The sequence below is a fragment of the Prosthecobacter sp. genome, assembly GCF_044226605.1.
In the GTDB taxonomy this organism is placed as follows: domain Bacteria; phylum Verrucomicrobiota; class Verrucomicrobiia; order Verrucomicrobiales; family Verrucomicrobiaceae; genus Prosthecobacter.
Genome location: NZ_JBGAGS010000004.1, coordinates 162557 through 182212, shown reverse-complemented (window position 1 = coordinate 182212; position 19656 = coordinate 162557). Strand labels below are relative to the sequence as shown.

13 protein-coding genes are annotated in these 19656 nt (G+C 61.3%); 8 read left to right on the top strand and 5 right to left on the bottom strand.

The features are described 5' to 3' along the window. Positions 1–76 precede the first annotated feature (76 nt). Genes ACILSO_RS06790 through ACILSO_RS06780 form a run of 3 tightly spaced genes read left to right on the top strand, consistent with a single transcriptional unit; the run spans position 77 to position 5119 of the window. On the top strand, positions 77–2248 hold the full coding sequence (locus ACILSO_RS06790) for an ATP-binding cassette domain-containing protein (protein WP_395736621.1): 2172 nt from the start codon (positions 77–79) through the stop codon (positions 2246–2248). Further along, on the top strand, positions 2217–3614 hold the full coding sequence (locus tag ACILSO_RS06785; RefSeq protein WP_395736620.1) for an HlyD family secretion protein: 1398 nt from the start codon (positions 2217–2219) through the stop codon (positions 3612–3614). Before ACILSO_RS06790 ends, ACILSO_RS06785 begins: the two co-directional genes overlap by 32 nt. A 38-nt stretch (positions 3615–3652) precedes the next feature. Then, the gene (locus ACILSO_RS06780; RefSeq protein ID WP_395736619.1) at positions 3653–5119 is read left to right on the top strand and encodes a TolC family protein; all 1467 of its coding nucleotides are present in this window, start codon (positions 3653–3655) and stop codon (positions 5117–5119) included. Between the two features lie 123 nt (positions 5120–5242). Here the strand turns inward: ACILSO_RS06780 and ACILSO_RS06775 are convergent, their stop codons facing one another. Beyond that, positions 5243–7267: an acetylxylan esterase gene (locus ACILSO_RS06775; protein ID WP_395736618.1), complete on the bottom strand. Its 2025-nt coding sequence runs from the start codon at positions 7265–7267 to the stop codon at positions 5243–5245. A gap of 249 nt (positions 7268–7516) precedes the next feature. Between ACILSO_RS06775 and ACILSO_RS06770 the strand changes: the two genes are divergently transcribed. After that, positions 7517–8848 (top strand): hypothetical protein, encoded by a 1332-nt coding sequence (locus ACILSO_RS06770; RefSeq protein ID WP_395736617.1) that lies wholly within the window; start codon positions 7517–7519, stop codon positions 8846–8848. Between the two features lie 383 nt (positions 8849–9231). Here ACILSO_RS06770 and ACILSO_RS06765 read toward each other — a convergent pair whose 3' ends face one another. From ACILSO_RS06765 to ACILSO_RS06750, 4 genes are read right to left on the bottom strand one after another with little or no spacing between them, the layout of a single operon-like run. Continuing rightward, on the bottom strand, positions 9232–10248 hold the full coding sequence (locus tag ACILSO_RS06765; RefSeq protein ID WP_395736616.1) for a carbohydrate kinase family protein: 1017 nt from the start codon (positions 10246–10248) through the stop codon (positions 9232–9234). A 34-nt stretch (positions 10249–10282) separates the two neighbouring features. Next, a complete protein-coding gene (locus ACILSO_RS06760; RefSeq protein ID WP_395736615.1) occupies positions 10283–12250 on the bottom strand; it encodes a hypothetical protein in 1968 nt (655 codons plus the stop codon). Positions 12251–12264: 14 nt separating this feature from the next. Continuing rightward, positions 12265–13374: a sialidase family protein gene (locus ACILSO_RS06755; protein ID WP_395736614.1), complete on the bottom strand. Its 1110-nt coding sequence runs from the start codon at positions 13372–13374 to the stop codon at positions 12265–12267. A gap of 19 nt (positions 13375–13393) precedes the next feature. Then, positions 13394–14173: an ABC transporter ATP-binding protein gene (locus ACILSO_RS06750; protein ID WP_395736613.1), complete on the bottom strand. Its 780-nt coding sequence runs from the start codon at positions 14171–14173 to the stop codon at positions 13394–13396. A gap of 277 nt (positions 14174–14450) precedes the next feature. Between ACILSO_RS06750 and ACILSO_RS06745 the strand changes: the two genes are divergently transcribed. The 4 genes from ACILSO_RS06745 to ACILSO_RS06730 are packed head-to-tail and all read left to right on the top strand — an operon-like array spanning position 14451 to position 19654. Continuing rightward, positions 14451–17357 carry a tetratricopeptide repeat protein gene (locus ACILSO_RS06745; RefSeq protein WP_395736612.1) on the top strand — a complete coding sequence of 969 codons (2907 nt, stop codon included), beginning with the start codon at positions 14451–14453 and terminating at the stop codon, positions 17355–17357. Between the two features lie 4 nt (positions 17358–17361). Continuing rightward, complete coding sequence (locus ACILSO_RS06740) at positions 17362–18306, top strand: tol-pal system YbgF family protein (RefSeq protein ID WP_395736611.1); 945 nt, start codon at positions 17362–17364, stop codon at positions 18304–18306. Positions 18307–18316: 10 nt separating this feature from the next. Beyond that, the gene (locus ACILSO_RS06735) at positions 18317–19174 is read left to right on the top strand and encodes a MotA/TolQ/ExbB proton channel family protein (protein WP_395736610.1); all 858 of its coding nucleotides are present in this window, start codon (positions 18317–18319) and stop codon (positions 19172–19174) included. 51 nt (positions 19175–19225) lie between these two features. Further along, positions 19226–19654 (top strand): ExbD/TolR family protein, encoded by a 429-nt coding sequence (locus ACILSO_RS06730; RefSeq protein ID WP_395736609.1) that lies wholly within the window; start codon positions 19226–19228, stop codon positions 19652–19654. Positions 19655–19656: the final 2 nt, after the last annotated feature.

Below are 19656 nucleotides of genomic sequence, written 5' to 3'. Positions count from 1 at the left end.
TCACCCCAACTTTTTGCAGTTCAACGGTGCCTCCATCCGGGCTAGAGAGACGTAAACGATCCGACTTTTGCCTATTTTGACACCTTCCACTCTTTATACGCCCAACCTCTCCCCCAGTACTCTGCTGCAGCTCTCGGCCATCCTCGGCACGGATGTAAGCCCTGAGCGTGCCCGCACGGCCATCCTTCAGGCTACGCAGACGGAGACAGATCCTTTCGCGCAGCTCAGCGCCGCCGCTGCAGGCGCTGGCATGCGCATTTCTCCTGCACGCCTCCCCTTGAGCGATGCCCTGTGGCAGGCTCATGCGGACTCACCGGTGGTCATCTGGAGCACGGCGGAAAGCCGCTGGCTCGTCATCACCTACGCAGGCTGGTTCAAACTCCGCATGGCCGATGGGGAGCATCCGACCCACCGCATCAGTGTCACACGCCAGGCTCTCGCACGCCTCGTGGGAGTCACGAGCGTTCATGATGTGGTGGAGGCCGGCATCGTCCACCCAGACCGTGCCGCATCGGAGATCAGCACCGCGTCACAGCACGGGCATGACGTGGCTCATGAGCACGTCGGCCTGAGTCCCGCCCGGCGCTTCATTGGCCTGCTTCTGGCGGAGAAGCAGGAGGTCCGCACGCTGCTGATGTTCTCAGTCATTTCAGCGGTCCTCTACCTCGCCGTGCCCCTGGCGGTGGACGCCATTGTGAGCAATCTCGCATTTGGCGGCCAGGCCCGCCCCTACCTGCAGGCTCTGGTCATTGTGTCTCTGGCGCTCTTCGGGTGCCTGGGGCTTCAAGCTGTCATCAGCGCTTTTCAGTTCTATGTATCAGACATGATTCAGCGTCGCATCTTTGTGCGTGCCGCTTCAGACCTGGCCCACCGCCTGCCGCGTGTGAAGGCCCAGGTGCACGATGAAGTCCACGCTCCGGAAATGGTAAACCGCTTTCTGGATGTGGTCACCGCCCAGAAATCCACAGCCTTGCTTCTTCTCGATGGGGTAAACCTCGTCTTCGGCGGGCTCATCGGCATGCTGCTTCTTTCGCTTTACCACCCCCTGCTTCTCCTCTTCGCCGCAGTGCTGCTCATCCTCATCATCCTCAGCCTCTGGCTGCTGGGGCGCGGCGCGGTGGACACCAGCATCGAGGAGTCCCGGATGAAATACGATCTGGTGAACTGGTTTGAGGAAGTCGCTCATTTCCCCTTTCTCTTTAAAGGCCCCGGCGGCAGCCGCATGGCGCATGAGCGTGCGAACGAGCTCAGCACCGGTTACGTGATGGCCCGCAGCAGGCACTTTCGCGTGCTCATGCGCCAGATAGCAGCCCTGCTCACGCTTCAGGTGGTGGCTTCCGCCGCCCTGCTTGTGGTGGGTGGCTACCTCGTTATCAGCCAGCAGATCACCCTCGGTCAGCTCGTCGCCAGCGAGATCATCATGAGCGGCATCGTTGCCTCCCTCTCCAAGCTGGGCAAAAAACTCGAGGCCTGGTATGACGCCATGGCCGCCATGGACAAGCTCGGCCATGTCTTCGATCTCGAAACCGAGCGCGAAGGCGGTGAACGCCCGCGGGTGCATGGCAGCGGCGCCGAGGTGGTCGCCAGCCAGATGTCCTTTGCGCACATCCCCACCATGCCGCTCTTCAGCTGGCGCAGCTTCACCATCCCTGCCGGTGCCAGCGCCGCGATCGTGGGCCCTCATGGCGCGGGTGCCAGCTCCTTGCTGGACATTCTCTTTGGCCTCCGGACTCCCACGGCCGGCTACGTCACCGTCGATGGCGTGGATCTCCGCAGCTGGGATCTCGAAGCCCTGCGGGAAAGCACCCAGCTGCTCCGCCGGGATGAAATCATGGACGCCACCGTCGTGGAAAATTTGCGCCTCGGGCGCAGCGACATCGGCATGGATGAAATTCGCGCCGCGCTGAAACAGGTCGGCCTCCTGGAGGAGCTTCTGGCCCGGCCGGAAGGACTGAACCTGCGGCTCCAGATCGGCGGCGCACCCCTCTCTGGAAATCAGCGCATGCGTCTTCTCCTTGCCCGCGCCTTGGCGCAGCGCCCCCGCCTCCTGCTGATCGATGAATTGCTCGACAACATGGACGACGCCTCCTTTGCCCCGCTCTCCGCCGCAATCCTGGGCAAATCGGCTCCCTGGACCGTCATTGTCACCACCCGCGATTCCCAGGTCAGCAGCCGCTGCGACCAGATCATCGAGTTGTCTCCCTGCCGGATGACCGATGGCACCACCCCGCAAACCACCGCCGCTTAGTCTCAGCATCGTCCTCCTACTCGAACTCGTCCTCGATCCAAGCGCCCCGCACCTGCCCATGACGCCGATTACAACATCCGCTCCCCACGCTTGCTCCGCCCCCCCGCTGCCCGCGCTCAGTCTCGCCACCCCCGCGCGCTTCACTCGCATCTTCAGCCATCTGCTGCTGGGGGGCTTTGCCGTGCTGGCCATCGCCCTCATGTTTCTGCCCTGGCGCCAGTTCGTCGCTGGCACCGGGCGGGTCATTGCTTTCAATCCCTTGGACCGCCGGGTGAATGTGGAGGCCCAGGTCTCCGGCCGCGTGCGCAACCTTCACATCACCGAAGGCCAGCGCGTCAAAAAAGGCGAGCTTGTCATCGAAATTCAGGACAATGACCCCAACCTTCTGAACAATCTCCGTGCCCAGCGCGAGGCGATCGAGAGCCGCCGTGATTTTGCCCAGGGTCGTGTGGAGTCTCTCACCGCACAGATCACCCAGCAGGAACTGGCCAAAGCTCAGGCCATCGATGGCGCACAGCAGCGTGTGGCTGGGGCCAAAATCGCCGCCGAAACGGCACAGCTCAATCACAAACGCACGCTGGATCTCTTCAACAAGCAGCTCGAATCCCAGCGCAATCTGGAACTGGCCACCCTCCAGCGGGATGCCACCGCCGCCGATCTCAAATCCGCCGAGGCCGCCCTCAAGCGCACCGGCAATGACATGGACGCCCTCATCGCCTCCATCCACGCTTCCAAAGGCAGCGCCCTCGGTGAAGTCGCCACCGCCGAGCGCGATCTCTCCGCCATCGATGTCCAGATCAATCAGAACCTGCGCCAGATCGTGGAGGCTCCGCGCGACGGCGTCGTCCTTCAGGTCTCTGTCACCGATGGCACCTACCTGCGCCCCGGCTCGCTCATCTGCGTGATCATTCCTGAAAGCGACAGCCGCAACGTCGAAGTCTGGGTCGATGGCAATGACATGCCGCTCATCCACGCGCGCAAGGAGGAGAACGGCGTCGTCACTCCGGGCAGCCCGGTGCGCCTCGCCTTCGAGGGCTGGCCTGCCGTGCAGGCCATCGGCTGGCCGCAGCTCGCCATCGGCACTTTCGGCGGCGAGGTGGTCTTCATCGATGCAAGCGATGACGGGCAGGGGCGCTTCCGCGTGCTCATCGGCCCCGCGGATGACGTCGTGGACCGTGGCGACGGCCGGGGGCCTGTCACCGTCGGCTGGCCGGACCGCGAGCGCTGGCTGCGTCAGGGCACCCGCGCCAACGCCTGGTTCCTGCTGGATGAAGTGCCGCTCTGGTTTGAGCTGTGGCGGCAGATCAATGGATTTCCCGCCGTGAACTCCAGCGCGGAAGGCAGCCTGGACCCCACCAAAAAGTGACATTTCCTACCACACTGAACAGGCACTCCATTTTGAAGATGAAAATAAACACGCCCACCGCCCGAAAGACCATCGCCTTCGCCTCACCCTCCGTGCGCCGCTGCCGTGCCGCCATGGTGGCCCTGGTGCTGCCCTTTGCCAGTCTCGAGGCCGCGCCGGAGGAGAAGGAGAAAAGCCGCCCGCTGCTTCTTGCCGACGTCCTGCAAAGCGTGAAGACCCAGTATCCGCCCTACCTGGCTGCCATGATCGAGCAGGACATCGCCAACGGCCGCGCCCGACAGGCCATGGGGGCCTTTGACCTCAACCTCAGCGCCGGAGGCGCCTTTGCACCCGCCGGATATTATGACGGCCAGACGGCCTACACCATGCTGGAGCAGCCGTTTTCCAACTGGGGCGGCAGCGTCTACGGCGGCTATCGCCTCAGCAGCGGATTCCTTCCCAACTACAACAAGGATCGCACCAGCACCGATGGCGAAGGCGTTCTCGGCTTTCGCATCCCTCTTCTGAGAGATGGCACCATCGACCGCAGACGTGCCACTCTTTGGCAGGCTAAGATCGACCAGGAGCTGGCTGATCCAATCATCTTCCGCCAATACCTGGACTTTGTCCGCGCCGCCTCCATCGCCTACTACGGCTGGCTCTCCGCAGGGATGCGCCTGAGCCTCAGCGAAGAGCTTCTGCGCGTTGCCAAAGAGCGAGACTCCGGCATCGCCGAACAAGTGAAAACAGGTGCTTCGGCCCCGATTGTGCAGGTGGACAATCAGCGCCTCGTCGTCAGCCGCGAGATCGCCGTCGTCCAGGCGCGGCGCCGTCTGCAGGCCGCCACCATCGAGCTCTCTCTCTTCTATCGCGACCGTCGCAGCGCGGAACCCATCCTCGCCGCACGCACACGCCTGCCCTCGTCGTTTCCCAAGCACTCCTCTCCTTCGGACTCACAGCTCACCGTGGACATCGCCAAGGCCCGCATCTTCCGCCCCGAGATACGCCGTATCGAACTCACCCTCGAAAAGGCGGACATCGACCGCCGCCTCGCCAAAAACAACCTGCTGCCCAGCCTGGAAGTCGGCGTGCAGGCCGCGCAGGGCCTCAATGGCCGGACGCCGCGCGATGTCGAACGCACCGAGATGGAGGCCAAGGTCGAGTTCAAAGTCCCGCTCCAACGCCGTGAAGCCAAGGGCCGCCTCGATGTGGCCCAGGCCCAGATCGACCGGCTCGATCAGGAGATGCTTTTCGCAAGGCAGCGCATCACAGCGGATGTGCGCGACTCCCACAGCGCCCTGCTGGCCGCCAATGAGGTTCTGCGCCAGACTCGCCGAAATGTGGACCTTTCCCAGCAGCTGGCCGGCGCCGAAGCTGAGCGCCTCAAGCAGGGAGCCACCGACTTGCTGGCCCTGCAAATCCGTGAGCAGGCTAATTTCGACGCCAAGGTCCTCGAAGTGGAGGCCCAGTTCGAATACTTCCGCGCTCTTGCCAATTACAATGCCGCCATCGCCGCAAGCCCCTGACCATCCGCATGGCGGTCCCGTCTGGGACAACGAGGATTCATGCAGGGCCCAAAGCAAACGACGCGGCCGAAAGGGCTGCGTCGAATTCCTGTCGTTGAGACAAATGGATGACTGCTGCTCTCGCTACTCCAGCAGCCATTTCACCGCCGTGCCTGCAGGCTCCTTGCCTTCGCCTTTCACCCACTGCGGCAGATTTGCCTGAAGAGCGATCATGCCCGGCAGATCCTGGTATTTAGCACCACCCGGCAGGAACATCGGATCGCGATAGTCCAGCAGCTTGCCAAAGCGGAAACCGTGCGTGTCGACCGCGGCGCGGTCGATCGCACTGCCAGCCAAGGCACGTGCCGCTGCGGCGATGGGGCCGGTCTGCTCTCCAAAGGCCGCCAGGCACACCGTCTTCGGGCTTGGGTGGCTTCCCACCTTGGTGTTGCGCAGGAAGGTCGTCAGCGTCAGCACATCATGCACGCGCTGGGCGTAGAGTGCGTTGTTGTAGCCGTAGGTGTAGCCGGCAAACTCACGCGGATTGGCCACCACCCGGTTCTGCTTGCCTTCCGCATTGCCTTGGAAAAGCAGGTCCACTCCCAGCACCGCCGAGCCGCCAGCCACCAGTTCCTTCACCTCTTTGCTGCCCGCCAGTCCAGACTTGCCCGCGTCATCCAGCCAGATCACCACGCGCCCGTTCCACTGCTTGGGATAGAGCCAGGACACTGCCAGCTCCTCCTGGTAGGTCTTGTTGGTCAAGGTGCCGCTCATGGCCAGGTGATCGCCCTGATCCTGCTTGTCCTTCAGCGTCCATTCCACCTCGCCCGCCTTGTCATAGCTGCGGCCGATGATCGCCTCCACGCCCTGCTGCAGCACCTTGGGGTCAGCCTTGCTCAGCTGCTTTTCAGCGTCGTCCGTCAGGTAGGTCAGCAGCTTGCGTTCAAATTCAGGATCCGCCGCCTTGGGGGCAGGGTGCTTGTCGTCCCACACCGTGAGCTGCTCCTTCGTCAGCGGCTCGTAGTCCTTTTCGATCACCGGAGAAGGGAAGCCCAGTTTGAAGTGCTTGTTCACGAACGTGTAAAACGCAGAGCGCGTCACCGCGTTGTAGTTGTGCGGGAAGTGCTCCCCGCGCAGCAGGAAGACGTTGTCCTTCTTGCCAAAGGTCGTGTACAGCTTCTGCAGATCAGGAAAGCCCTTGGTGGCCATTTCCTTGGTCCAGTCGTTGGCCGTGTTCATGCCCTGCGGCTTCGGAGCAAAAAGACCCGCAAACTCCACATTGCCCGTGCCAATGCGCAGCAGCGAGGTGTTCTCGCAGGTGCAGCCCCCCTGCATCGCCGTGCTCACCATCACGCAGGGAAACGAAAGCTTGATGCGGTCATCGATCGCCGCCAGCAGCATCGTCTGCGTGCCGCCGCCGCTCGCACCCGTGATCGCCGTACGTTCAGGGTCCACCTCGGGAATGGAGAGCAGGAAATCCAGCCCGCGCACTGCGTTCCACGTTTGCAGGCCCATGATGGACTGCAGATGCGCCTCCGCCTGCGGGCTGAAGAGACCCCAGTTCTTCACCGTGTTCATCTCCGGCCGCTGCTTGGCAAAGGTGTGCACCACTTCACGCGGGATCTGCACCGAGTCCGAATCACTCAGCATGTCCCACTGCCAGACGATGCAGCCCATGCGCGCCAGCTGCACGCAAAGCGACTGGAAGATGCTCTTGCCGCCCTGCTCAAAACGCTCGCCGCCTGCGGCGATCTCCGCGCGCACCTTGGCCTCCGTTTCCATGGACAGGCGCGCATCCTTCCAGTGGCCGTGCGCAAACATCACGCCTGGCACCTTGCCCTTGATCTCCTTCGGCTTCCACAGGCTGCCCGTCACGTAGAACCCCGGCGCGCTCTCAAAGTAAACCTTCTCCACCGTGAATCCATCGCCCTCCACCTTGCCATGCACCACCGCATTCAGCGGCGTCTTCGTCGGCATCGGCCACAGGCCCTCCGCCACCAGGATCTGCCTCCGCACCTGCTCCTTGCGCGCATCCCACTCGCTCAGCGACGAAGGCGGATTGAAGGGAAAATAGCCGTTCAGATCCTTGGGCGGCTGCAGGCGGCTGTCTTCGGCATTGGCCAGGGTGGAAGCAAGCGCGACGGCGAGGAGAGTCAGTTTGGGATTCATCGGGTTGGAATAGAGAGGACAGAGGCACACTGCTACGGAGCCAGGGCGGCAGGTTGATCAGCCAACGTCGAATAATCAAGCCTGGAACAGCCTCGTCGGAGGAGAACCTTCGGGAAAGCGCATGAACTCATGTCGCCCTGCTCACGGCAGTTGACAGGCCGCGCCGTTTGTCAGCTAGTAGGCGGCATGCCCATGCCATTTGACTCATCCTTTCGGTGGTTCGTTTTCGCCACAGTGTTCCCCGCTGCCTTGGCTCACCTCCACGCCGGAGACTTCACAGCACAGGTCAGCGAAGCGCGCAAAACCCACTACCAGCTGGCACCCATCGCGGCAAACACGCTGATCATGGAGGATAAATTCGATGAGGCGATGCAAGTCTTCATCAAGGCGGTGCCAGATGCAGAGCTGACCGCCGCGGACTGCATGGTGCTCGCCGAGTTCTTGTTCCGCCTCGATGATGCGAAGTCGCTCGAGTACTCCCGGCGCGCCAATGACAAGCTCCCTGACGAACCCGCCACCAATCTGGAACTCGCAAAGAGGCTCCACCGAGCAGGCAATCACACGGAGGCGCAAATACGCTACAAGTGGTCCCTGGCCGCTGACCCCGCGCAATTTCTCCCGAATGCCCTCCAGGCCGAATGCCTGACTCGCTCCCGCATGGCCAAGGAAGCCGTGGCTCACTGGGAAAAGGCCGGCCCAGAGGACAACGCCACCGGTATTGCCTACGGCATCTTTGAAGTGCACGGTCCGGCCAATCCCCTCAAGCGCCGCGCCGACCTTCTGAAAGCCGTGCAGCAGGGGCAGACCGCGAAGATCGAGGACCTCATCGCCCTCTCCGCGGTTTGGGACCGCGACTGGTGGAACTCGGAGGTGAACAAAGCCTTCCTGCAGCGGGACATGGAGATGGCCAGGAAGGTTCTGGCCGCAGAACCTCAGCGCCTTGCCGAGCTCAACCTCTACGCCCGCACGTATCTGGAGGAAGTAAACGCGGAATGGCTCAAGAAAGAACTGGAGGAAGGCGGCTGGCTCATCGGTGAAAAGAGCAAGCTGCCCTCCAGTGCGCGGGTGGCGGAGCGCCTCATCAATCTGGCGGGCAAACATCATCTCGCAGACGTGCCCACGCTGCTGTCACGTTTTGAAAAGGAGCTTCGCACCCGCGCCTTTGCCGACGGCCCCAAGGACCTGGGCGCGGTCAACCTTCTCGCGGGTCTGATGATCAACGCCGGCAAAGCCCGCGCCGCAGATTTGACCGCCGTCAAGCGTGTCGGCTGGAAGCTCTACCACGACCCCGTCATGGCGGGCGGTTACCTCGCCGACAAGCTGAACCAGAACAAGCTGGACTACAAAAACCTCGAACTCCGAAGTGCGCTCACCGAATTCCCCCAGGACAGCATGCTCTGCATGCTCGACGTGGTTCTGGCCAAAGAGGGAAGCTATTCCATGCGCGATCCTCTCCTGGCCGCCATTCCAGCCGAGTTCACCCAGCTCTCTCCCGACGTGGGCACAGTCAGAGGCATCTCACGCCTGAACGCGTACTTCGGCATGTTAAAAGAGTACCTGGACAAGCAGTTTGTGAAATGAGGCAAACCGAGGGTGACTGACGCTCCGCTTCATCTCGCTGTGATTCTGAAGCAGCCGGCTTTCTGTCTCAAGTCATAACCAGTCGGAAAAAAGCTTTAGCACCGCATTCAGCCAAGGCCCCATCATGCCTGCGCCCCATCTTTCTCTTCACAAGCGCGACGTTGATCTTATTGAGACTTGCGCAATAGACTGACACCTCTGCCTTTGAAGGCCAACGGCCTTCCGTATCATAGCGAAGGTTTCCCGAGCCTCGGCGAGGCCACCCTGGTACGGGGGTGCATCCTACAGGAAAGCAACCCAGCGCCTTCTTTTCACAACGCGACCTCCAGCAGCGTCTGCCTCGCCATTCCGCCACGCAGTCGGCGCGTCCTCGCATCACCCCCTCAGCCCATCTCCCGATACCCCAGCCGCTCCACCAGTGCCAGACACTCCGCCACTGGCTTCACTCCCTGCGAGGGCGTTGGGTCCGTGAGACACATCGCCGCGCTGCACGTGGCCAGCTTCAGGCGCTCGGAAATGGGCCACCCCTCATGCGTGCCGTGCAGATATCCGGCGGCAAACGCATCTCCCGCTCCCGTCGCTCCGGCGATGAATCCCTGCGGCAAATTCAGCGACGAATGAAAATGCACGCCGCCTTTCCTCTCTGCCACGAAGGCTCCCGCTTCAAAGTGGATCACCACCTCACGCTTCACGCCTCCCTGCAGCAGGATGTCCGCCGCCTTCTGCAGACGTCCCAGGTCCACCGACCCGCTCCTCAAATCCATTCCCGTGGCGCTGCCTGCCTCGATCTCATTGAGAATGAGAAAATCGGTGTAGGGCAGGGCGGCTGCCGTGATCTGCCGAAACTCCGGACACGATGAGCTGACCAAATCAACGCTCGTGAGCAATCCCGCTCCTTGTGCCGCCTCCAGCACCCGGCTCGCCACCGTCCGGCCATCCTCCAGCAGGCGGTCCATCTCGCTGAGAAGCATCAGGTAGCCGAGGTGAAAAATCTTCGCCTGTGTGCTGCTGAAATCAAAGTGCTCCTCCCCCAGCAGCGCGTTGGCGCCCAGCTGATGAAAAAACGTGCGCCTGCCGCTGCTCTTCACCGTCATCGCATCCGTATAGCTCGTGGGTGCCAGGTCCGTTTGCCGCAGATGTTTGATGTCGATGCCCGCCACCTCGCAATCGCGCAGGATCCATTTCCCGTTCAAATCCGCTCCCACGAGTCCGGCTGCAGACAGCGGATAGCCGCAGCGCATGGCGGCCAGATCTTTGAGCACGTTGTAGGGTCCGCCGCCATTGGAAGACGTCTCGCTCTGAATGAAAGCCAGCATGTCCTGCTCCGGCCACGCATCGATCAGCTTGACGTGGTCGATGATGAAATTGCCTCCGGCTAAAATCCCTCTGCGTGTCATCATATGGGGAAGGGGCGGTCAGAGAGTCGCAGCAGCCTCAGGGTTTGGTGCGCTGGTAGTACCCGGCGCTTTCATTCATGACAGTGCCGTCAGCCTTGGTGGTCCTGGACTGGAAGTCGATGCGGTCGGGCGAGACGATCCGCCGGGTGCCGCTGTACTGCAGTTCTGCAGGCGCAGCCCCGGCCTTTTTGAGCAATGAATAAGTCTGGGTTTTCGCGTCCCATTCCACCTCGGTTTGTTCGTCCGCCTTCAGGGCTGAGGAGCGGACTTCGAAGTATTTCTGCATGGCGGGATCGTAGTAAGTCATTACGGCGTCCACCTCCGGTTTGTTATTCGTCTTCGGCGTGCCGCTCGTGCTGAAGCCGGCAGGGAGATGAACCTCCCGCCAGAGGCCGGTGCCATCGTTCGTCCAGAAGTAGCGGACCGTGATCTTGTCCGCCTTGTCTTTGCCAGGCCCGGTGGTCCAGTGCATCGTCCAGTCTCCAATGAACGGTGCCAGGGCACGCATGGCATCGGTGCTCGGCCCGGTGGCTCCAGCCTTCGGCGTCTGGTACTCGTCTGCCAGCACGGCAGGGAAATCGTAGGGCAGGCCCGGCGTGAGCCGTTTGGCAAGGAGCAGCGCTTCGTCCCATCGATCATCACGGGAATGGTAAATCGAAACCTGCCGCTGGTCGGCTCGCTCAAGGGTGGCGGAAAAGGAGTGCGCTTTGAACTCGATGTGCGTGAGCCGGGCGCGGAACGGCGGCTGATCGCGCAGCTTAAAAAAGTCGGAGTAGATCACGTTTGGCGGCAGCTGCCCCGCGGCGGAAAGGGAGGGCGCCTGCGCACTCGTGCTGCTTGTTTGAGAAAAGAAGGTGCGTGTGCCCGTCGCGACTGCGGCGGTGAGCACGGATTTCGCCGAGGGCGGCGGCAGCGGGAGCGGCGGCACTTCCTTGGAGCTGCGGGTATAGCTGCCGCGCTTGGTGCTCAGCACCTTGCCGAGGGCGTTCTTCGTCACCGTTTTCCATTCGATCCGGTCTTCCGCCACAAACTTGGCCGTGTTGACGCGAAGCTCTCCGTTGGCACCCGCAGGCAGCGTGCTGGTGAAGGTCTGGCCCGCCTCACTCCAGGTGCTGCGCAGAGCCATGGAAGGGTCGGCTGCTGGGTCGGCAGTGAGGTAGCCCTGGGCCCTGGCATCGAAAACGATGCGGGCAATGTCGAGCGATGGAAGACTGCCGCCGCCGGGACGGTGAAAGGTCAGCTCCCTCCAGATTCCGGTGCCATCCGCCAGCCACTGGCAGTTCATCTGGATCGTCGCGGTCGGATCATCCTCCAAAGATCCCCTCCACGCGCCAATGTAGCGCCCCAAAACCGCAACCGCCGCTGACTTGGGCTTCGCCTTGGCCGCACGTTCCGCATCACCCAGCAGCACATCTTCCAGGGCTGCGGGAAACTCATAGGTCTCCCCCCGCCGCAGCCCCTCCGCGATGGCTTTGACCTTGTCAGAGCTGAAGGTGCCGCTGGCAAGATGCAGCTCTGAATCCACCCCCTGCAGCACGATCGAATACCCCGTTTCTCCAATGCCCAGATCCAGCACGATGGCACGAAAAGGATGGTCCTGGCCAAGTTCAAGCAGTCCGCTCGGCGGTTGATTTCTCCGCTCCGGAGCCGGCACGAACACTCCGAAGGGCCCTGTCGGAGTCGGCAGCGAGCGCAGCACGTTTACGGTTTGCTCCAGTCCAAGAAAGTCCACCACGCATTGGGGGAAGGCATAAAAGTGGTCGGACTTCAGCTGGGCGGCAAACTGCTGCTCCAGCGAGGGGCCGGAGCTGATGCACTCAAAGCTTCGGGTGCTGCCATCCGTGGAGCGCAGGGACAGCTTGTAACCGGTCAGGCTTGTGGAAACGCTGGAAACCTCCGCCACAAAAGGCCTGCTCTGCAGCAGCGTGAAAACACCGTCCGCAGCGGATGCCTGCCCATTCACGAAGATCGTGACGAGGGAGAAAATAAAGTCAGGCAGGCGCATGGGGCATCCTTTCTTCAGTACAAGATCACAAAACGTTCTCCCTCCGCGTAGGCGGTGCTGAAGCCCCAGACCGGCACGCCGGCTTTCACACCGCGTTCAGCCGTGGGCTTCCCCGCCGCATCCAGCACCACCCACCCCAGCTGACCGCCTTTCTGCCAGCCGGTGCCGATGCTCCAGCTCACCAGAGTCTCGCCGCGGGAATTCACCGCGAGCGCGGGGTGCCGGGCCTTTTCTTCAGAGACCGCCAGCGCTTCGGAGGTGGCATCCAGCAGCGCAGTGTACACCCGGCCTTCCGCTTCCCACGCCGCACGAGTTTTCGCCCCGGCTGCCACCACACTGGCACTGCTCATCGGGCACATGTTGATGGCCCACGGCCCGACATCCCGGTGCTGATGCGTCGCTCCGCCGTCCGTGGAAGTCATGAGCACGATGTCCCGCTGCCCCATGCTGCGCGCGGCACGGTAAAGGGTGAGCAGTTCGCCGCCGGGACTGACGAAAGTCTTGAGCGAGCAGCACGCGCAGACTCCGGGGTCATCCGCATTGGCAATCTGCGGCTTGGAAAAGGTTCCCCCGTTGTCCGTCGATTTGAGGATGAAGACCCGCCGGTTGATTTCTCCGGGTGCCGCGCCCGCCGGTGCACCATGCCACACCACAAACACCTCGCCCTTGCCGCTGGCGGCGATGGAGGCCCCGCCGTCCAGGCCCTGGGTGTCCGAGCGCAGGTCACGCTGGTTCTCAAACGATGCCCCCCGGTTCAAAGACCGGCTGTAATGCAGCGCAGCAGGCTGGTTCTTCCCCCCGGGCCCGTTCCACACCACATGCAGAGACTCGTCTTTCCCGACCGCAATCTGCGCCCCGCGGATCGTCCCCATCGCCACCGCGCTGCCCGCCTTGCTGTTGATCGTTCGCGGCTTGCTCCACTCCGGTGCGCCGGCCTTCTTGCTGGCGTAGCGCACATCACCACCCCGCGGATCTCCTTTCAAATAAACGAGGTGCAGCGTGCCGTCACGCGTGGCCACCACTTGCGGCTGCACCCCTCCCTCCGGCACACGTTCCAGGCCGACCTCCGCCCCTCGGGCAAAAAGCGGAATCAGCAGCAGCAGGGCAAGGATGCGTTTCTTCATGGCTGGAGTTCGGGTGGAATCAGGCAAGACGGAGGGAATAACGCTCGCCATGGCGGCTTAACTTCACCGGCGCTCCATAAATCTCGCTGAGGTTGCCGCTGTGCAGCACCTCTTCCTTGGTACCCGCCGCATGCACCTGCCCGTCCTTCAGCAGCAGGCAGTGGGAGATGCTGGGCAGGATCTCCTCCACATGGTGCGTCACCATGACGAGGGAAGGGGACTTCGGCTTCACCGCCAGGGATTGCATCCACTGCAGGTAATGCTCCCGTGCCACCGGATCCAGGCCCGCGCAGGGCTCGTCCAGGATCAGCACCTGAAATTTCGCCATCAGCGCGCGACAGATCAGCACCTTCTGCTTCTCCCCTTGGGACAGCGGCCCCCAGTACGCCTCCCGCAGGTAGGTGCACCCCACCTGCTTGAGCAGCCGCGCCGCCTCCCGCCGCACGCCTGGCGGTGGGATCTCGATGAGGTTCAGCTTGGCCTCACGTCCGCTGGAAATCACGTCGATCACCGGCTCGCTGCTTTCCAGGTAGGTCGTGAGCGTATTGGTCACCAGCCCCACCCGTCGGCGGACTTCGCGCCAGTCGTCATCGCCAAACACACTCTCGCCGATCCGCAAGGTGCCGCCCGTGGCGCTGTCGTAGCCTGTGATGAGGTTGATCAGCGAGGTCTTCCCGCACCCATTCGGGCCGAGGATGCACCAGTGCTGGCCGGGCTCCACCCGCCAGGAGATGCCTTTGAGAATGGGACGGCCGCGGCGGAAGGTGAGATCAGTGACTTCAAGAACAGGATTTGACATGCGGCCAGACTGTTGAATAACCAACGCGGAATGTCGAACGAGGAGTGGTTTTGTACGCTTCGTCATTCAACGCGGTCAGATTTTGTCCTTTTGATTTTTCTCCCGTGACAAAAATGACCATCCTGCTAATCTCATGTCTCTTTTTCGAAAAATGTCCGTCTTCCCAGCAGACCAATCTCACTGCCCAACCATGATCGATGTTTCGCGCCAGTCCGGGCTTGCGCGCGTCCGTCGTTTCCGTGCTCTTCGTATTGAGATGGAAAGCACCCTGCATACCATGAGACCTATTTTCTGCGCCGCCTTGGCTCTGGCCGTTTCCACGCCTGCGTTTTCCCAGGCTCCTCCGCCTGCGGCCCCCGCAGCTCCAGCCGCCCCCGGAGCCCTGAACATTCAGCAAGAAACCGAGTCATTGGTCAATGCCGCCGGTGCCTTGTTTGCCGAGGCCAAGTATCAGGAGGCCCTGGCCAAGCTCGCCATCGCCAAGAAGAACCTGAACAACAAGCCATTCGAAAGCATTCTTTTCACCGAAGGCGCCTGCTACTACAACCTCAACGACTACCCGAAGGCGATTGAGGCCCTGGAAGCCTACGTGAAGGAGTTCCCCACCGGTGGCGCGATCATCGATGTGCGCATGGCTCTCGGCCGTTCCTACATCGCCAGCAAGCAGGAAGCCAAGGGCATCGAAGTCCTCACGGACGTTGTCCGCAACTCCCCGGAGAAAAAAGCCGAGGCAGGTCTCATCATTGCCGACACTCTTAACAAGCAGGGCAAGCAGGAAGAATCGCTCAAGATCCTCACCAACGTCATCGAGGGCGGCATCCGCAGCGCGGAATCCATCCAGGCGGCCATGCTCGCCGCCAACATCTACGTGGCCACCGGCAAGCTCGATGAAGCCACCGCCCTGATGGACAAGGTGCGCAACTTCGCCTCCGGCGGCGACAGCATCGCCCAGATGAACAACATCTACCTCAAGCTCGGCGATGAGATGATGGAAAAGAAGGCCTACAAGGAGGCCCTCGGCGCCTACCAGCTTGTCCGCAAGAAGGCCGAAATCTCCCGCATTCAGGCTGATCAGATCGCCAAGCTGGAAGGCCAGCTCAAGACCGCCAAAGGCGTGCGCAAGGATGAGATCGAGACCAAGCTCAAGGCCAACCGCGAGATCATGGCCGAAATCGAGAAGCGCACCGACTACGACGCCTCCCTCTACTACCGCCTCGGCCGCTGCTACTACGAAATGGGCGCTCCCACTGAGGCTGGCCCGGGAGATCCTTCTCGCCTCTGGCAGGCCATCCTGGCGTTCGAGGTCATCGTCAACGAGTACAAGCAGTTCCCCCAGCGCGACAAGTGCATGTATGGCTTGATCACCGTCAATGCCGCCCTCAAGCGCATCAAGGAAGTGGGCGAGGAATGCACGACTTTTGTTGATCAGTTCCCGGACAGCGAAATGGTCGGTGAAGTGTCGATGATGAAGGGCATGATCCTTTATCAAAACAAAAAGCCTAAAGAGGCGATCGCCGCTCTCAAAGACGCCATGCGTGCCCCAAAGGCTGACAAGGAGCGCCTCAGCTTTGTGATCGGCAGCATCTTGTTCGAACTGCAGAGTTTCGACGAATGCCGTCAGAACTACGAAACCCTGATCCAAAACTACCCGCAGACGATTTACAAGGACGATGTCCAGTACCGCATCGCTCTGACCTACTTCTACCAGAACGACTACAAGAGCGTGACCAAGGCGCTCAAGACCTACATCAAGGAGAACCCCAAAGGCAACTACGTGGTGGATGCCCGTTACCGTCTGGCCTTCATTGACTTCCAGGGTGGCGACAAAAAGGCCGCCGAAGCGGAACTTCTGAGCATCGCCAAGGATGCTCCGAACGATCAGAACATCGGCCAGGTGCATGCCCTTCTCGGGGACATCTACAATCAGCGGACCGATTACGAAAATGCGATGATTCAGTTCGCCGCCGCCGTGGACAAGGCCAAGACTGACGATGTCCAGAATTACTCTCTCGACCAGCTGACCGATCTCTACGTCGGTGCAAACAAGTGGACGGAACTGGCAGAAACTTGGCAGCGCTACTACAACACCCACAAGGACAACGAAGACCTTTCGCTCAAGGCCATCCTCTGGATCAGCCGTGCACAAATCAAAGATGGGAAGATTGAGGATGCCAAGAAGCTTCTGGCCGAACACATCAAGACTCGTATTCCAAATGTCGCCAATCAGCAGGTCGAAGGTCTGATCCAGCAGCTGGTCACCATCAGCGCACCGAAACGCCGCCGCCCTGTCGCTGCCGCCGCTCCCGCACCAGCACCAGCACCAGCGCCCGCAGATGGCTCCAAGCCTGCCGAGCCCGCCCCGGCCGTGGCCGCTGCTCCACCTCCCGCTCCTGAGCAGACTTTTGAAGAAGTTGAAAAGCAGCTTGAAGAGCTTCTTTCCCCTCCGCAGGCCGCCATGAACGGCACCGCGCAAATGCGCATCCTCTTCGCCAAGACCTGGCTGGCCAAGACCATGAAGCTCCCGGAAAAGGCGGAGAAGTACTTCAACATCATCATCGAAGTGGCCAAGCCCGACGACCTCAGCCCCATGCTGCTGGCCACCGTGGGCGACAGCGCCCGCAAGAAAGGCGACCTTGCCAAGGCCGAGGCCTGCTACACCCGCCTGAACGATCTCTTCAAGGACAGCGAATACGCCGACGGCGCCGCCGTGGGCAAAGGCGAAATCGCATTTGAAAAGGGCGAATACGACAAGGCGCTGGAGCTCTTCCGCGCTGCTCTCTCCGACTACCCCGGCAGCTCCCGTGTGCTCGATGCCACCCAAGGCGAAGCCAAGACGCTCGTTAAGCTCAAGAAGTATGACGAGGCCAAAAAGATTTTTGAGCAGATCGCCAACACCAAGGAATGGCGCGGCCATGCCACCGCCAATGCCCTCCGCATGCTGGGAGACATCGAAGCTCTCCAGGGCAAGCACGCGGCTGCCATCGCCTACTACCAGCGTGTCTTCATCGCCCACCAGAAGTGGAAGGACGAAGTGGCCAAGGCCTACCTTAACTGCTCCAAATCCTTCATTGCCCTTGCCGAAAAGGACAAGGCCAAGGCAACGCTCCAGGAGATGCTTGATCGCAAAGATCTTCAGGAACAGCCGGAGGTCAAAGAGGCTGAAAAGCTCATCGGCACCCTGTAATTTTATGCGAACCCAACCCACGACCTCCATGCGCTCGTTCGCCCGTTTCATTCTCGCTTTCGCTTTCGTCGCCGCCAGCTCCGCCTTTGGCCAGGCCATCGTGCTCAAGGACGGCAACCGCGTCTTCTCCTCCGAATTCTCCATCCAGCCGGACGGCAAGATCGTCCGCACCGTCCAGATCGGTGAAAACAAGGCCACCAGCGTTCTCGACAAGAAGAACATCGAGTCTCTCGAGTGGCCCTATCCCGCCGAGCTCACCGAATCCGCCGACCTCCTCGCCAAAGGCAAGACCGATGAAGCCATCGCGGTGCTGAAGAAGGGCAAGGACTTCTTCGAACACTTCGAAGGCATCGAGGGAAACTGGTATGTGGACATCTACTTCGCCTACATCGAAGCCTTGAATCAGGGCGGCAAGTTTGACGACGTGGTGAAATCGCTGCCCGCCCTGCGCGCCCTCAAGCTCAGCGACGCCCAGAAAATGCGCCTGCGCATCATTCAGCTCGACATCGAACGCCAGACCAGCACCGACTACATGGGAGTCATTGTGGAGGCCCAGGGCATTCTCAAGGAAACCGACGACTCGGCCATCTGCGCCTCTCTTTGGGCCATCATCGCCGACGTCCACACCCGGAAAAAAGAATGGGAAAAGGCGCTGCTCGCCTACCTGCGCATTCCCGTTTTCTACGGCACCCAGATGCAGCGCGTTCCGGAGGCTGAGCTCAACGCCGCCAAAACCCTCGTCAAAATGAAGCGCTATGAAGACGCCAATGCCTTCTTTGCCCGCATCATTGAATCTTATCCCGGCTCCACGGTGGCAGATGCCGCAACAAAGGAAAAAGCCGCGATTGCCGGAATGAAAAATGTGGACGAGGAAGCCGCCGCGGAAGGCGATGCCAAGCCAAAGGAAGGTGAACCCGCCAAAACCACTGAGACAAAACCCAAAGCCTGAATAATCTCCCATGCAAACCAACACTGCCACCACCATGACCCGCCATATCTCCAACGGCCCTGCCCGCGCGTTCCTTTGCGTCCTGCTGGCCCTCGGTGTCTTCACCTCGTTCAACATTTTCGCTCAGGAGCCCGCGCCCGCTGAAGGTGCCGCCGGCGGCGAACCCGCGCAGCACTCCCTGATCGACCGCTTCATCGAAGGTGGCTGGGTCATGTACCCCATCACCGCCTGCTCCATCGCTCTCGTCTGGCTTACCGTTGACCTCTGGATGCGCACTGGCATCAAGAAGATGGCCCCTCCTGCCCAGGTCGCCCAGGTGCAGGACCTCTTCCGCGCCGGTGACTACGTCGGTGCCTACCAGTTCTGCAAAGGCAATCCCTCCGCCTTCACCAACACCACCCGCGTCGCCCTCAGTTTCCTCGGAGATGGTCATGACGCCACGGAAGGCGCTCTTTTCTCCGAGCTCAACAAGGCCAATGCCTCCATCCAGACCCGCATCAACTACCTCTCCGTTATCGGTGTTTGCACCCCCATGATCGGTCTCACCGGCACGGTGACCGGGATGATGAGCGCTTTCGCCACTCTGAAAACCAGCGGTGCAGGGGACCCCGCCAAGCTCTCCGGTGCTATCGGTGAGGTGCTCATCGCTACCGCCTCCGGTCTCTTCATCGCCGTTCCTGCCTTCATGTTCTTCTACTTCCTGCGCAACCGCCTCCAGGTTTCCATGAGCGGCCTTCAGGAAATCTGCACCTCCCTCTTCCGCAAGATGCCCTACTCCCACCTCAAGGACGCTCACGTCGGCGAGGAAGAGTTCTACGCTGCCATTCCAAACTGGGTGGCCGGCGAAGGCGCTGCAGCAGCGGCATGATTCCCCTCGGCATTCTTTTCCCTTCTTATCAACCCTTGACCTTCTAACAATATGGGCGGCGGCGGCGGCGGTGGTGATGGCGAACCGGAGTTCCAGATTGCTCCGATGATTGACGTGCTCTTGGTGTTGCTCATTTTCTTCATGAGCATCACCTCGGCGCAGGTGTTGAGCATCGACAAGGAGATCCAGCTCCCCGTCGCTGAAGACGCCAAAAAGAAGGAAAAGAATGTCATGAATGAGGCCGCGATCAATGTTCGCTGGACCAATGGCAAGGCCCTCATTCTCTTCGAAAACAGCACCTACGAAAACACGGAGCCCCTGGTGGAAAAACTCCGCGGTCGCAAGGAGTCCAACGCCAAGTACCGCGTCGTCATCCGGGGAGACAAGCGTCTCCCCGCCATCGAAATCCAGCGTGTGATGAGCGTCGTCGCCCAGGCCGGCATCGACGACATCTCCTTCTCCGCTCTGAACAAACAATAATT